The organism is Stenotrophomonas geniculata ATCC 19374 = JCM 13324, assembly GCF_001431625.1.
Taxonomy (GTDB): domain Bacteria; phylum Pseudomonadota; class Gammaproteobacteria; order Xanthomonadales; family Xanthomonadaceae; genus Stenotrophomonas; species Stenotrophomonas geniculata.
In genome coordinates, this window is sequence record NZ_LLXT01000016.1 from 1 (window position 1) to 13445 (window position 13445).

The window sequence follows — 13445 nt, forward strand, 5'->3', positions numbered from 1 at the left end:
GCCGCGGACACCCCCGCAATCCCACCCATCCCGTCCTTCGACAGTTTCCGGTGTGCCCACCACGGAAGAAAGAAAGAAGAGCAGGAGCGGGTCGCGCGCTTCTGTAGAGCCGAGCCCACGCTCGGCTGCATTCAACGGCAGCCGAGCGTGGGCTCGGCTCTACAGTTACAGAAGCTGGCGAAGCATGGCCTTCAGGCGTCGCCCTTCCAGCTGGAAGTAGTCGCGCTGCTCGCGCCAGGCGGGGAAGCGTTGTTCCACTTCGTGCCAGAACGCGGGCGAGTGGTTGGGCTGGATCAGGTGGCAGAGTTCATGCACCAGCACGTATTCGAACGCTTCCGAGCGGCCCAGCACCAGGGCCAGGTCCAGTGCCATGCTGCCGTCGGGGGCCAGTGAGCCCCATTGCGAGGACATCACCTTCAGCCGCAGGCGGCTGGGTGCGCGCGGCAGGGTGGGCAGGTACTTCGGCAGCCAGCGCCCGACGTCGGCGCGGGTCTGGGCTTCGTAGAACTCGCGCAGCAGACGGCGCAGGGTGGCGTCACCACCACGGGTGGGCCACTGCACGCAGGCGCCGTGCGCGTCGATCTCCAGGCGCGCATAGCGGCCTTCCTGCCAGCGCAGTGGCAGCAGTTCGCCGCGCAGGGGCAGCACGCCGTCTTCGCCGGGCTGCAGCGGCGCCGGCAGGCCCTGGCCCTGGTACTGGCGCAGCTGCAGTGCAAGCCAGTCGCGGTGCTGTTCCAGGAAGCGTTCGCCCATCGCCAGGCTTGCCCGCGGCGGCAGGGTCAAGCGCGCGCCGCGCTCATCCACGCTCAGCTTGATGCGCCGTGCACGCGGATCACGCACGCGCAGTACCTCGATCTCGGCATCCTCCAGGCGCAGGCGAACGGTGTCGCGCTGTACGGTGGCGGGCGGGGTCGGGCTGATCAGGCGGCGCAACAGACGGCTCATGCACCCAGCATAGCGCTGCTTGGGGCCGCCGGATGACCGGCGGCCGTCGGGCTGCCTGTTCAGTCAGCCTTGCTGAGCTTGAAGGCTTCTTCCAGCAACAGGAACAGGCGGCGGATCTCGGCGCTCTGCAGGGCGAAGCGGGCGTCGAACTCGGCGCGGCGGCCATCTTCGTCGGCATGCTCCAGCTGGTCCAGGGCACCGTCGAGGAACTTCAGCTTGCGCACGATCAGGTCGTCGCCGATCACGAAGGACAGGTTGTCCTCGAAGATCAGCGCCAGCTTGGTCACCTGCTTGCCGGCGTCCAGGTGCTTGTCGATCTCGTCGCAGCGCAGCTCCTGGTGCTGGCACTTGACTACCGCGCCACCTTCCACCGGGTCCTTCATCTCGCACTCTTCGCCCAGGCTCAGCCCGGTCGGCAGCGGCTCGCCGGCGATCCAGCCGGTCAGGATCGAGCGCGGCGCAACTTCGGCGTTTAGCGGCATCGCCGGGAAGCTGCCGAGCAGGCCGCGGATGTCGGACATGAAGTATTCGCCGGTCTTGCGGCTGGAGGTATCCACTGCCACGTAGCCGTGCTGCAGGTCGATGAAGGCGTCGTTGCGCGAGGACTTCACGAAGGCGCGCGGCAGCAGTTCATGCAGCAGGTCGTCCTTCATGCGCTTGCGCTCGCGGCCACCCGGGCGGCGGCCTTCCTTCTCCTCGATCTCCTCCAGCTTGCGCTCGAGCAGGTCGTTGACCACCGCCGCCGGCAGGATCTTGTCCTCCCCGCCCACGGTCAGCCACAGGTGCTCGGCGATGCGGTGGGAGAGCAGCTCCTTCTCCTCGCGGCCGAACGGTGAGATGAAACCGCGCGAGTTCATTTCCAGCGCGCCGACCGGCTTCAGCAGGGCGTGCGGCAGCAGGGTGTCGACTTCGGAAAAATCGGTGGTGGTCGGGAAACGGAAGAACGTCAGGTTGCGAAAGAACATGGAATTCCGGATGGCAAAGAGGAAGGGCGACCGACCTTAAACGGCGGGCGTCTCGGGATCTGCGTCGGCATCGGCCGGCGAACCGGCCAGCCAGGCGTGGGCGTCGGGCAGCGGCGCGTCGTCGCGACGGCCCAGCGCCATGAAATCGAACAGGGTGGTGTCAGCCAGCTGCGAGGGCCGGACTTCACTCATGGCGCGCGCGATCTGCTCGATGCGGCCCGGGTGGTCCTTCTCCCACTGCTTCAGCATCAGGCCGACCTGGCGGCGCTGCAGGTTCTCCTGGCTGCCACACAGGTTGCAGGGAATGATCGGGAACTGGCGCGCCTGCGCGTACTCGACGATGTCACTCTCGCGCACGTAGGCCAGCGGCCGGATCACCACATGCTTGCCGTCGTCGCTGCGCAGCTTCGGCGGCATGCCCGACAGCTTGGCGTGGTGGAACAGGTTCATGAAGAACGTGGCCACCATGTCGTCGCGGTGGTGGCCCAGCGCGATCTTGGTGAAGCCATGGCTTTCGGCGTAGTTGTACAGCGCACCACGACGCAGCCGCGAGCACAGCGAGCACATCGTCTTGCCTTCCGGAATGACCCGGCTGACCACCGAATAGGTGTCCTGTTCGATGATGTGGTACGGCACGCCCAGCCCTGCCAGGTACTCCGGCAGCACGTGCTCGGGGAAGTCCGGCTGCTTCTGGTCCAGGTTCACCGCCACCAGCTCGAACGGCACCGGCGCCTTCTTCTGCAGCTGCAGCAGCACATCCAGCAGGGTGTAGCTGTCCTTGCCGCCGGACAGGCAGACCATGACCTTGTCGCCGGCCTCGATCATGCCGAAGTCGGCAATCGCCTCACCGACCTGGCGGCGCAGGCGCTTGGCCAGCTTGTGCTGCTCGCGCTCGGCCACGCGCGGATCGCGGGCGGCGCGCGGCTGGGAACGCGGCAGGGGATCGGGAAGGGAAATCACGGCACTCATGGGTTCCATTCTAACGGCTCGGAGCGGCCACGGCCGGGGGTCGGGATTCCCCTCTCCCGGCAGTCATCATCGCTGTGTATGCTCGGAGGCTGTGGACACTTACAGCCCCGCCGAGATCGTCGAGCACCTCGCCGCCCTGCGCGCCGAGCACCGCCTGCTGGATGAACAGATCACCCGCATGGCCGCCAATGGCGAGGACGAACTGGAAGCCAAGCGCCTGAAGCGGCGCAAGCTGCAGTTGAAGGACTGCATCGCCAGGCTGGAAAGCCTGCAGATTCCCGACGAACCGGCCTGAGCGGTGGCCCATCCACGCATGGCGTGGATCAACTGCTTCGCCCCTGGTAGATGCCAACCTTGGTTGGCATGCCGTTCGCCGGGCATGGCCATGCCCGGCGCTACCTTCAATCCTGCGGCGCCGGCTCGTCCGGGCGTGCCGCTTCCGGGCTGACCCGTTCGATGGTGTGGCGCAGCTCGCGGCCGAGGATGAACTTGGCGTCCTTGGCCCAGGCATCCAGGCGCTCGTCGAACAGCAGCTTGCTGTTCTCGTCCGGCCACACCAGGCGCAGCTCGCGCAGCTTCTGGATGAAGCCACGGAACAGGGTGCGGTCGAAGAACTCCGGCGCGGCCGGTGCATAGAGCAGGCTCAGACGCTGCGCCGCCTGCTGGCACAGGCTTTCCAGCTCGGCCGCACCCAGCACGCCCGGGCCGTTCTTCACCAGCACCGAAATGGCGATGTAGTAGCGCTCGAATGCCTGCTGCAGTGAATGGCCAATCGCACGCAGGCGGAACACCTCGTCGGTCTGCCCGGTGTTGCGCGCCAGGATTCCACCGTCGTCATCGTTGACGTTCTGCAGCAGGCCCTCGCGCACGAACACGTCGATGGTCTGGTCGATGCGCTGGGCGAACTCGTCCTCGCTCCACGGCAGGAACAGTTCGGCCTGCAGGAACGGGTACACCGTGCGGCCCAGCTGGACCAGGCCGGTGCGGCTCATGCGGCGGTTGTTCTGGAAGCAGCAGGCCACCCACGACGAGGCGGTGAACAGGTGCAGCACGTTGTTGCGGAAGTAGCTCAGCAGCACCGCGGTATCGCCGCTGACGCTGAGGACATCGCCCAGGGGGTGCTTGACGCGGGTGAGGACGTTGATTTCCTCGGCATGGGCGATGATCCGCTCCGGCGAATGCGGGGTCACCGTCACCCGGTCCGAATACGGCATCTCGACCAGCAGCGTCTTGCACAGCTCGATCTGCGCGATCAGGTCGGCCTCGCCCATCGCGTGCTTCGGCGTGGACAGCAGGGCCAGCGCCAGCAGGTTGATCGGGTTTACGTCGGCGGCGCCGTTGATGCGCACCTGGATGCGTTCGGCCAGCGTATCCACCGTGGTCGACAGCCACGCCGGCTTCTCGTCCTCGGACACCGCCTCGCCCTTCCACTCCGGGGCCTTCTCGGCCAGCACGTCGTTCAGCGCGATCGGCTCGCCGAAGTTCACCACCACCTGGCCGTAGTTCTGCTTGAGCACCTTGGGGATGCCCCACAGCAGCGACCAGATCGATTCCTTCTCCTTCGGCCGGCCGGACAGTTCGTCCAGGTAGCTGCCGCCCTCCATCAGCTTCTCGTAGCCGATGTAGATGGGCTGGAACAGCACCGGCTTGCGCGGCTGGCGCAGGAACGCGCGCAGCGTCATCGAGATCATGCCGCCCTTGGGCTGCAGCAGGCGCCCGGTACGCGAGCGGCCGCCTTCGACGAAGTACTCCAGCGAATAGCCACCGGCCACCAGCTGCGCGACGTACTCACTGAGCACGGCCGAATACAGCGCGTTGCCGCGGATCGAGCGGCGGATGAAGAACGCACCGCCCTTGCGCAGCAGGGTGCCGACCACCGGCAGGTTCAGGTTGATGCCGGCCACGATGTGCGGCGGCACGATGCCACGGTCGTACAGCAGGTAGGACAGCAGCAGGTAGTCCATGTGGCTGCGGTGGCTGGGCACGTAGACCACTTCGTGGCCCGGCGCGGCGGCCTTGAACTTGTCCAGGTGGTGCACCAGCACGCCCGCATAGATGCGGTTCCACACGTGGCTGAGCATGAAGCTGGCCGAGCGCACCACCGGGCTGGAGTAGTCCGCGGCGATTTCCCAGGCGTAGGCATGCGCCTTCTTCCAGGCGTCGGCCGGCTTCGAGTTGTCGCGCTTGGCCTGCGAGGCGATCGCTTCGCGCACCGGTTCGGCCGCCAGCACCTGGTCCACCAGCAGGCGGCGGGTCGACAGGTCAGGGCCGATCACCGATTCACGGATGCGGCGGAAGTGCGTACGCAGCACGCGCTGCAGCTTACGTACCGTGCGCTCCGGCTCCAGGCCTTCGTCCACGGTGCTGCGCAGCGAGATCGGCGGGGCGAAGCGGACGATGGTACTGCGGCCGTTGAGCAGCACCGCCAGCAGGCGGCGGAAGCGGCCGACCAGCGCCCAGTTTTCCGAGAACAGCACCGCGAACCAACCGCTCTGCTTGTCCGGCGCGCGGCCGACGAAGATCGATACCGGCACCAGATGCACGTCCAGGTCATCGCGCACGCGATGGGCCTGCAGCACCTTGGCCAGCGAATCGGAATGGGTCTTGGCGCCACGCTGCTCGGGGATCAGCGAGTTGCTGGAGCTGCGCCGCGACAGCGCCAGGTAGGCGCGCTTGCGGCCGGTCGGATCACCGGCCAGCGGCACCAGCGGCGACGGCAGCCCAGCCTGGCGGCAGGCCTTGTCCAGGATCAGCGCGTTGGACAGGCCGTAGTCTTCCAGCACATACATGACCGGGCGGCCATCGTTGTACTGGCCCGGGTCTTCCGGCTCGATCTTCAGCGACAGCCACGGCTCGACCAGGCGGCCCAGCAGGCGAGCCCACAACGGGCGGCGGCCGGCCGGACGCGCGTGCGCGGGTGGCGGTACCGGGTTCGGGCCGGTACCGGTCGAGGGGGACGCCGGCACCGTATCGGCGGGCGTCGACTGGGATTCTTCGCCGGGGAACGGCAGCGGGTTCTGTTTCGACATCGGCGCCATTATGGCTTAGGCGGCGGCGTTGCCGCTTCCCCACCCTCGGCGGGGGCTTCAACCGGGGCGGGGGCCGCCGCAGCGCGGGCCGCATCGGCCTTGCGCAGCAACGCGTCGGTGTCGGCCAGGGTGCGGGTCAGGTACCAGTGGCCCTCGCGACGGCTCAGCGGCAGCTGCAGGGTCATTTCGCGGCCAGCCAGGTCGTAGTGCAGGCGTACCAGCGCATTGTCACCCTCCACCGAGAGCAGCTCACCGCGCACGCTGCGCAGCGCATCGTCCACGCCCAGCCCGTAGCTGCCCAGCACCGCCTTGAGGGTGTGGATGAACGGCGCGAGCTGCTGCAGGCTGCCTTCCATGCCCGCGGCCTGCATGCCGGCCTCATCCTCGAAGCCGACCTTGCTGGCTGCGCCGACCAGCGCGGCGATGGTGCTGCGCGCGCGGGCGCGGTCACTGATCGGTGCCCCCTGCGCCCAGCTGGCGAGGGTTTCGACGAGGGCGATGTAATGCGCCTGCTGGCCCGGTGTGTAGCCCTTCTGATGGCGCAGGTACTGCACACCGAAGTTGCCCATCGACTGCGCGGCCTGGCGCACGGCGCCGGCCTGGCCTGCCAGCTGGCGGTCGAAGCTGCGTTGCAGTTCGGCGCTGGCATTGGGCGCGCGCAGCGCGGCCAGCATCGGCAGCAGCTGGTCACCGAGCGGCAGCTCGGTCAGCGGCCACTGGCTGCGGCCCTCGGCCCAAGCCTGCTGCAGGCGCTGGTACTGGCTCGGCGGTACCGACAGCTTTGCATAGCCGACCAGATCGTCTTCGGCCAGGCGCAGGGCCATCGCCTGCACCGCCGCAACCGGTTCGGCCGCCGGCCTGGCCGGATCGTTGGCCGATTCACGACACGCGGCCACCGCCAGCAGCAGCATGGCTGCCAGCCCCCATCCACGCGCAGACCTTCCTCGCACTGCCACGCTCATGCACTCGGACTCCCCGGACCGGTCCGCATCTTGCGGCCTGCGACGTGACAGCGGCAAGCCGGGACGTCACGGTTTCCGCTGTTGCTTGTGCAAGTCACTGATCAGAATAAAAAAAGAGCCGGGATCACGGGGATCACAGGCTCTTCAAGCCGGCGCGGGGCCGGTGGACAGTGTTGTGGCACATGTCCGGTCCGAGGACCGGATGGCGGCGATCCTACGCTGCCGCTCAAGTTAAGGCAACACTTCACGTAGTTCCGTATAAAACATTGATTTTATTGATGAACCCGGCGCTTCGCATGGAGGCCATGAAATCTACGGCAGGTTTTGCGGCGATTCGGGCACAACCGCTGGTGGACGGATGCAAAAACGCCATCCCGCGCGGGTCGGGATGGCGTTCGGGCCTGCAGCCTGCGCAGCGGAATCTCAGCGCGCAGCCAGCGCCGACGTGATTTCCTGCTGGATGGCCCGGGCCGCGGCCTGCGGATCGGCGGCCAGGCGGATCGGGCGACCGACCACAATGGCATCGGCGCCATCGGCAAAGGCCTGGGCCACGCCAACGGTACGCTTCTGGTCATCGCCGACCGGGCCACCGGGGCGGATGCCCGGGCAGACGATCGAGAACCCGGCACCGGTGGCAGCACGGATCGGGCCGGCTTCCTGGCCCGAGGCGATCACGCCATCAATGCCGGCCGCCTGGGCGGCCAGCGCGCGCTCGACCACCACGTCCACCGGTTCACGGTCGATGCCCATCTGCGCCAGGTCCGGACGGCCCATCGAGGTCAGCACGGTCACCGCCAGCAGGCGCATGTCGCCGCTGTTGGCGGCGGCGCAGGCCTCCATCATGGCCGGGTGCCAGCCATGGATGGTGGCGTAGCTGACCGGCCACTGCGACAGGCGCTTGATCACCGCCGCAGCGGTGGCCGGAATGTCGAAGAACTTCAGGTCGACGAACACGCGCTTGTCGCGGCGGGCCAGCTCGTCCAGCACCTGGAAGTACTCGCCGGAGGCGAGCAGTTCCATGCCGATCTTGTAGAACGCCACGCTGTCGCCGAGGCGGTCGACCCACTCAAGCGCCTGCACGCGGTCAGGCACGTCCAGCGCGAAGATCAGGCGCTCGTCGTCGCGCAGCGGCAGCGGCGCGCGGCTCACGGTGCGTAGTCCAGGGCAGCGCGCTTGGCGTCGTGGCGGGCCTGGCGCGACTGGCTGTAGTCGTTGTTGAACTGCGCCGGCTCGAAGCCGCCGTAGGTCGGGTTCGGCAGCATCCACCAGCGCTCGCCGAACCAGTCGTGGTACTGCTGCAGCAGCGCGTCACGGCCGTCGTTGGTGTTGGCGGTCACTTCGACGAAATCGCCCAGCTGGTCGCCGAACTGCATCAGCACGCGGTACTTCTGCCCGGCCAGGCGGCGGCGGCAGTTCTTCTCGCTGCCGGCCTGCTCGCAGCCTTCGACCACGGTGCCCAGGCCCAGGAACACGCTGTCGTCGGCCACCGGCAGGCCCTGCTCGCGCAGGTTGGCCAGGGTCGCGTCCTTCAGGTGCACGGCGCGGTTGGAGATGTACAGCAGGGTCACGCCCTTGGCGTTGGCGGCCTTGGCGAAATCGACCACGCCCGGGATGGCCTTGGCCTTCTTTTCGGCCACCCACTGGTCCCAGCTCAACTCATCGTATTCCTTGCCGTCGCGCACCAGGCGCGCCTGGTAGGGCGAGTTGTCCAGCACGGTCTCGTCCACGTCCAGCACCACGGCCGGCTTCAGGCCCTTGGCCTCGTTGCCGCGTTCTTCCGGCACCAGCGCATCCCAGTGGGCTTCCTTCAGCGCGGCGTCCAGGTGGTCGGCGGCGGCGCGGTAGGTCTGCTCGGTGATCGCCTTGTACTCCTGCGCACGCTGCATCCACAGCACTGCATTGAGGTTGTCATTGGCAGTGGGATCGAGCGCGCCGTCCGCCTTGGCAGCGGCGGCCGGGGCCTCCGGTGCAGCGGCTTCAGCGGCAGGCGCATCCACGCGCTTGCAGGCAGACAGGCCCAGCGCCGCAGTGGCGAGCAGGGTCAGGGACAGGGAAACGGGACGACGCATGGATTCACCGGCAATCAGATATACCGGCGCATTTTACCGGCAAAGGCGGTCCCGGGACGGCTATGCTTGGCGGTTGACCCGTTGCCCTTCCGGAGGCCGCCATGACCGATTCCACCCAGACCCCCGACGTCCCCCTGCTCGACGCCGTGCAGGCCCGCCTGCTGGGCTGCCTGGTGGAGAAGGAGGCGACCACCCCGGACACCTATCCGCTGACCGTCAATGCCGCCCAATCGGCCGCCAACCAGAAGACCGCCCGCGAGCCGGTGATGAACGTCGATGCCGGCAGCGTGCAACATGCGCTGCGCCAGCTGGAGGCGCTGGGCCTGGCCCGCCAGCACTTCTCCTCGCGCGCGGACCGCTACGAGCACCGCCTGCAGGCCGCGCTGGACCTGACCCGGCAGCAGACCGTGCTGCTGGCGCTGCTGCTGCTGCGTGGGCCGCAGACGCTGGGCGAGCTGGTCACGCGCAGCGAACGCCTGCACCGCTTCGCCGACACCGACGAGGCCCGCCACGCCATCGATCGCCTGCAGCAGCGCGCGCTGCTGGTGGTGCTGCCGCGCGCCAGCGGCCAGCGCGAAGACCGCTACATGCACCTGCTGTGCGGCGAAGTGGACGGCGCGGCGCTGGCGGCGAAGTACGCCAGCAGCGGCGGTGGCAGCAGCGATGCGGCCGACCCGGGCCTGGCCGAGCGCGTGGCCCAGCTGGAAGCGGCGGTGGCCGAACTGCAGGCACAGTTGGCCGAACTGCGCGGTTGAGGGGGTGGGTGCCGACCGTTGGTCGGCACTGCATCTGAATAGTGCCGACCAACGGTCGGCACCTACCATCAGCCGCTACTGTGCCGGCCAGCGGCCGGCACCTACCAACATCAAGGGTCAGACCTGCGCCGCACCGGGCGTTGCATACAACCGGCTCGGGCTGTCCACGCCCGGCAACTGGATCACCCCGCGCGTCTGCATACCCAGGCCCTGCAGGATCTTCCCGGACACCACGTTGTCCAGATCGGTGATGCCATACAGATCGTGCAGGCCCAGCGCTCCACGCGCATGCGCGAACACCGCGCGTGCCGCCTCACCGGCATAGCCCTGCCCGGCGAATTCCGACAGCACCGCATAGCCGATGTCCGGCCCCGGCAGGCCATCCCGCCGCACCAGCCCGGCGTTGCCCAGCCAGGCACCATCGGACAACCGCTCGATGGCATACATGCCGAAGCCATTCAACGCATAGCTGTGCAGCACCCGCAGCGCGATGTATTCCCGCGCCTGTTCTTCGTCGCGCACGTTGCGGTCACCGATGAAACGCACGAAGCCCGGATCGTTGAGCAGGGCCAGCATCGGTGCCGCATCACGGTCCGGTTCAATGGCCCGCAGCCGCAGGCGCTCACTCTCGATCGGTTGCACAGGCAGACCTCCAGCCGAAACCCCGATTCTGCCTCAACCGCCGGCTGTTGCTTTTGATTTCCTCTGCATTGCCGTGGAAGGAAGCGCCCGGAATCTGTCAGAGGCCGGTCGGGGTGGGTTCGCGGGGGTATCCGCGCCATGGATGGCGCGGCTAAGCCCCCAAGGACGGGTTCACGGCGTCCCCCGCGAACCCACCCCGACCGGCCACACTGCGGAACCAACGCGCGCTCCACCACGGAGGGGCGGCGCCGTTGGAGCGCCCTAGTCGAACAGCGCCTCAATCGCCGCCAACCCCGCGCTCGCCCGTTCCTTCTTGCGCGCCGCATCGGCCACCGGATCGGCACCGTCGCGCTGGATCTCCTCGGCCGGAATCTCCTCGAAGAACCGGCTCGGCTTCAACCGCACATGTTCGCCAAACTTGCGCGTCAGCTTGCTGTAGCTCATCCACAGCTGGATCTTGGCGCGGGTGATGCCCACGTACAGCAGGCGACGTTCTTCCTGCAGGTTGCCCTCGTCCAGGCTCACCTGGTGCGGCAGCACGCCGTCCTCGCAGCCAACGATGAACACATACGGGAACTCCAGGCCCTTGGAAGCGTGCAGGGTCATCATGCGCACCTGATTGCCCCCCTCGTCCTTGTCGCTGCGCGACAGCAGCGCCAGCTGCCCGGCCAGGTCGGCGGCGGTGGCGCCACGCGGGCCGCCCTCGAACCACTGCGCCAGCTCCTCGATGTTGTTGGCACGGCGCTGGTAGCTAGCCTCTTCCTTGGCCTGCTGGCGCAGTTCGCTGAGCAGGCCCGATTCCTTGGCCACCTTGCGGATCATGTCGCCGGACGTCACCTGGCGCATCTGCGCCCGCAGGTCGCGCAGGATGTCGGTGAAGCGCGCCAGGCTGTTGGCCGCGCGCGGCGGCAACTGCTGCAGGGCGCCGATGGTCTCGGCCACATGCGCCATCGGCATGTCCTTTTCCTGCGCCAGCTCGGCCAGCCTGGCCAGCGTACCGGCGCCCACATCGCGCTTGGGCGACTGCACCGCCCGCATGAACGCGGTGTCATCGTCCGGGTTCACCAGCAGCCGCAGCCAGGCCAGCGTGTCCTTCACTTCCTGGCGTTCCAGGAACATGGTGCCGCCGGTCAGGTGGTAGGGAATACGCAGCAGCTGCATCGCCTTTTCCAGCGGGCGCGACTGGAAGTTGCCGCGGAACAGGATGCAGAAATCACTCCACGGCACGTTGCGCGACTGCGCCACGAAGGCGATTTCGGCGGCGACCTTTTCCGCTTCGTGTTCGCTGTTGCGGCATTCCCACACACGGATGCGTTCGCCGTCGGCCTGGTCGCTCCACAGCTTCTTCAGGTGCTCATGCGGATTGTTGGCGATCAGCGCGTTGGCGGCGCGCAGCACGCGGTTGGAGCAGCGGTAGTTCTGCTCCAGCTTGATGATTTCCAGCGCGGGGTAGTCACGCCCCATCTGCTGCAGGTTTTCCGGGTTGGCACCACGCCAGGCGTAGATCGACTGATCGTCATCGCCCACGCAGGTGAAGTTGCCCTTGTCACCGGCCAACTGCTTGAGCAGGCGGTACTGCGCGTCGTTGGTGTCCTGGCATTCGTCCACCAGCAGGTAGCCGATGCGCTCACGCCAGGCCAGCGCGATCTCCGGGTTTTCTTCCAGGATCTGCACCGGCAAACGGATCAGGTCATCGAAGTCGACGGCGTTGAACGCGGTCAAGCGCAGCTGGTAGCGCTCGTAGACGCTGGCCGCTTCCTTCTCGCGGTTGCTGCGCGCGGCGGCCATCGCCTGTTCGGGCGACAGGCCGGCGTTCTTCGCGCGCGACACCAGGTTCTTCATGTCCTCGATGTCGTCGGGCTTGGCCCCGGACATCAGGTCCTTGATCTGCGCAGCGGCATCATCGGCATCGAAGATCGAGAAGCCGCGCTTCAGGCCGACGGCGGCGTGTTCGATCTGCAGGAACTTCAGGCCCAGCGCATGGAAGGTGCAGATGGTCACCTCGTCGGCATCCTGCTCGCGCAGGCGCTTGGCCACACGCTCGCGCATTTCCTTGGCCGACTTGTTGGTGAAGGTGATCGCTGCGATACGGCGGGCCGGGTAGCGACCACAGCCGATCAGGTGGGCGATCTTCTCCACGATCACGCGCGTCTTGCCGCTGCCCGCACCGGCCAGCACCAGCAGGGGGCCTTCGATATGGAGGACGGCGGCGGCTTGGGGGGGATTGAGACCGTGCATTGGAGAGGGATTGTAGCGGGCCCGGGTGACGGCCACAGCCGCCGGCCGGTGGGGATGCTGAACGGCGTCGGCGCGTCGGGGCAGCGGCGTACAATCAGCCGATGGCCAAGCTCTATTTCTACTATTCGGCGATGAACGCCGGCAAGACCACCACCCTGCTGCAGAGCGCTCACAACTACCGCGAGCGCGGCATGCGGGTGGCGATCCTGACCCCGCGCCTGGACGATCGTGCCGGCGCCGGCGTGGTCGCCTCGCGGATCGGCCTGCGCGCCGAGGGCATGGCCTTCGATCGTGACACCGACCTGCAACGCTGGGTCGAGCAGGACCTGGCGACGAACGGGCCGATGGGCTGTGTGCTGGTGGACGAGGCGCAGTTCCTGACCCGCGCCCAGGTCTGGCAGCTCAGCGAGGTGGTCGACCAGCTGCGCATTCCGGTGCTGTGCTACGGCCTGCGCACCGACTTCCGCGGCGAGCTGTTCGAAGGCAGCCAGTACCTGCTGGCCTGGGCCGACGAGATGCAGGAGATCAAGACCATCTGCCACAGCGGCAAGAAGGCGACGATGACCGTGCGCGTGGACGAGCATGGCCACGCGGTACAGGACGGCCCGCAGGTGGAGATCGGCGGCAACGACCGCTACGTGTCGGTCAGCCGCGCCGAGTTCAAGAAGATCACCCGCGGTGAAGGGCGTATCGATCCGGCGCAGGTCCCGCTGCCGTTGTAAATGGTGTTCGGCAGGGCTGCGCCCTGCACCTGCAGAGGCAACAGCAACGTCAACAGCGAAAGCTGGCATTCCGTGGGATGGCGGGGCACTGTGGGTGTGCGGGGACGGCGCAAGTACGTCCATGTAGCCTTGGTCGCCGCATCCATGCG

At 67.6% G+C, this 13445-nt stretch carries 12 protein-coding genes; 3 read left to right on the forward strand and 9 right to left on the reverse strand.

Translation table 11 applies throughout. The features are described from left to right. Window positions 1-165: 165 nt before the first annotated feature. From ARC63_RS00965 to ttcA, 3 genes are read right to left on the reverse strand one after another with little or no spacing between them, the layout of a single operon-like run. Window positions 166-945 carry a M48 family metallopeptidase gene (locus ARC63_RS00965; protein WP_010487316.1) on the reverse strand — a complete coding sequence of 260 codons (780 nt, stop codon included), beginning with the start codon at window positions 943-945 and terminating at the stop codon, window positions 166-168. Window positions 946-1004: 59 nt separating this feature from the next. Next, complete coding sequence (locus ARC63_RS00970) at window positions 1005-1910, reverse strand: recombination-associated protein RdgC (RefSeq protein ID WP_005411825.1); 906 nt, start codon at window positions 1908-1910, stop codon at window positions 1005-1007. Between the two features lie 36 nt (window positions 1911-1946). Continuing rightward, window positions 1947-2879 carry a tRNA 2-thiocytidine(32) synthetase TtcA gene (gene ttcA / locus ARC63_RS00975; protein ID WP_029550675.1) on the reverse strand — a complete coding sequence of 311 codons (933 nt, stop codon included), beginning with the start codon at window positions 2877-2879 and terminating at the stop codon, window positions 1947-1949. A 91-nt stretch (window positions 2880-2970) separates the two neighbouring features. On the opposite strand from ttcA, the gene ARC63_RS00980 reads away from it, so the two are divergent. Next, a complete protein-coding gene (locus ARC63_RS00980; protein WP_005421068.1) occupies window positions 2971-3174 on the forward strand; it encodes a YdcH family protein in 204 nt (67 codons plus the stop codon). 106 nt (window positions 3175-3280) lie between these two features. Here ARC63_RS00980 and plsB read toward each other — a convergent pair whose 3' ends face one another. From plsB to ARC63_RS01000, 4 genes are all read right to left on the reverse strand, one after another. Next, window positions 3281-5917, reverse strand: a complete 2637-nt coding sequence (gene plsB / locus ARC63_RS00985; protein WP_029380147.1) for a glycerol-3-phosphate 1-O-acyltransferase PlsB — start codon at window positions 5915-5917, stop codon at window positions 3281-3283. Further along, a complete protein-coding gene (locus ARC63_RS00990) occupies window positions 5917-6870 on the reverse strand; it encodes a hypothetical protein (protein ID WP_019338155.1) in 954 nt (317 codons plus the stop codon). The genes plsB and ARC63_RS00990 overlap by 1 nt, the downstream gene beginning before the upstream one ends. Before the next feature lie 423 nt (window positions 6871-7293). Then, window positions 7294-8019 (reverse strand): orotidine-5'-phosphate decarboxylase, encoded by a 726-nt coding sequence (gene pyrF / locus ARC63_RS00995; protein WP_057502298.1) that lies wholly within the window; start codon window positions 8017-8019, stop codon window positions 7294-7296. Then, the gene (locus ARC63_RS01000; RefSeq protein WP_010487329.1) at window positions 8016-8939 is read right to left on the reverse strand and encodes a 5'-nucleotidase, lipoprotein e(P4) family; all 924 of its coding nucleotides are present in this window, start codon (window positions 8937-8939) and stop codon (window positions 8016-8018) included. Before ARC63_RS01000 ends, pyrF begins: the two co-directional genes overlap by 4 nt. A gap of 101 nt (window positions 8940-9040) precedes the next feature. Here ARC63_RS01000 and ARC63_RS01005 point away from each other — a divergent pair, with 101 nt between their 5' ends. Next, complete coding sequence (locus ARC63_RS01005) at window positions 9041-9694, forward strand: YceH family protein (protein WP_010487332.1); 654 nt, start codon at window positions 9041-9043, stop codon at window positions 9692-9694. 117 nt (window positions 9695-9811) lie between these two features. On the opposite strand, the gene ARC63_RS01010 is transcribed toward ARC63_RS01005, so the two are convergent. Beyond that, window positions 9812-10336 (reverse strand): GNAT family N-acetyltransferase, encoded by a 525-nt coding sequence (locus ARC63_RS01010; RefSeq protein WP_043397785.1) that lies wholly within the window; start codon window positions 10334-10336, stop codon window positions 9812-9814. A 261-nt stretch (window positions 10337-10597) separates the two neighbouring features. Next, window positions 10598-12574: a UvrD-helicase domain-containing protein gene (locus ARC63_RS01015; protein WP_057502299.1), complete on the reverse strand. Its 1977-nt coding sequence runs from the start codon at window positions 12572-12574 to the stop codon at window positions 10598-10600. A gap of 101 nt (window positions 12575-12675) precedes the next feature. On the opposite strand from ARC63_RS01015, the gene ARC63_RS01020 reads away from it, so the two are divergent. Beyond that, on the forward strand, window positions 12676-13296 hold the full coding sequence (locus tag ARC63_RS01020; RefSeq protein WP_057502300.1) for a thymidine kinase: 621 nt from the start codon (window positions 12676-12678) through the stop codon (window positions 13294-13296). Window positions 13297-13445 lie beyond the last annotated feature (149 nt).

Coding starts and splice junctions, on each gene's coding strand:
- ARC63_RS00970 (WP_005411825.1), bottom strand. CDS start 1,910: ATGTTCTTTCGCAACCTGACGTTCTTCCGTTTCCCGACCACCACCGAT.
- ttcA (WP_029550675.1), bottom strand. CDS start 2,879: ATGAGTGCCGTGATTTCCCTTCCCGATCCCCTGCCGCGTTCCCAGCCG.
- ARC63_RS00990 (WP_019338155.1), bottom strand. CDS start 6,870: ATGAGCGTGGCAGTGCGAGGAAGGTCTGCGCGTGGATGGGGGCTGGCA.
- ARC63_RS01020 (WP_057502300.1), top strand. CDS start 12,676: ATGGCCAAGCTCTATTTCTACTATTCGGCGATGAACGCCGGCAAGACC.
- ARC63_RS00965 (WP_010487316.1), bottom strand. CDS start 945: ATGAGCCGTCTGTTGCGCCGCCTGATCAGCCCGACCCCGCCCGCCACC.
- ARC63_RS01000 (WP_010487329.1), bottom strand. CDS start 8,939: ATGCGTCGTCCCGTTTCCCTGTCCCTGACCCTGCTCGCCACTGCGGCG.
- ARC63_RS01015 (WP_057502299.1), bottom strand. CDS start 12,574: ATGCACGGTCTCAATCCCCCCCAAGCCGCCGCCGTCCTCCATATCGAA.
- plsB (WP_029380147.1), bottom strand. CDS start 5,917: ATGGCGCCGATGTCGAAACAGAACCCGCTGCCGTTCCCCGGCGAAGAA.
- ARC63_RS01005 (WP_010487332.1), top strand. CDS start 9,041: ATGACCGATTCCACCCAGACCCCCGACGTCCCCCTGCTCGACGCCGTG.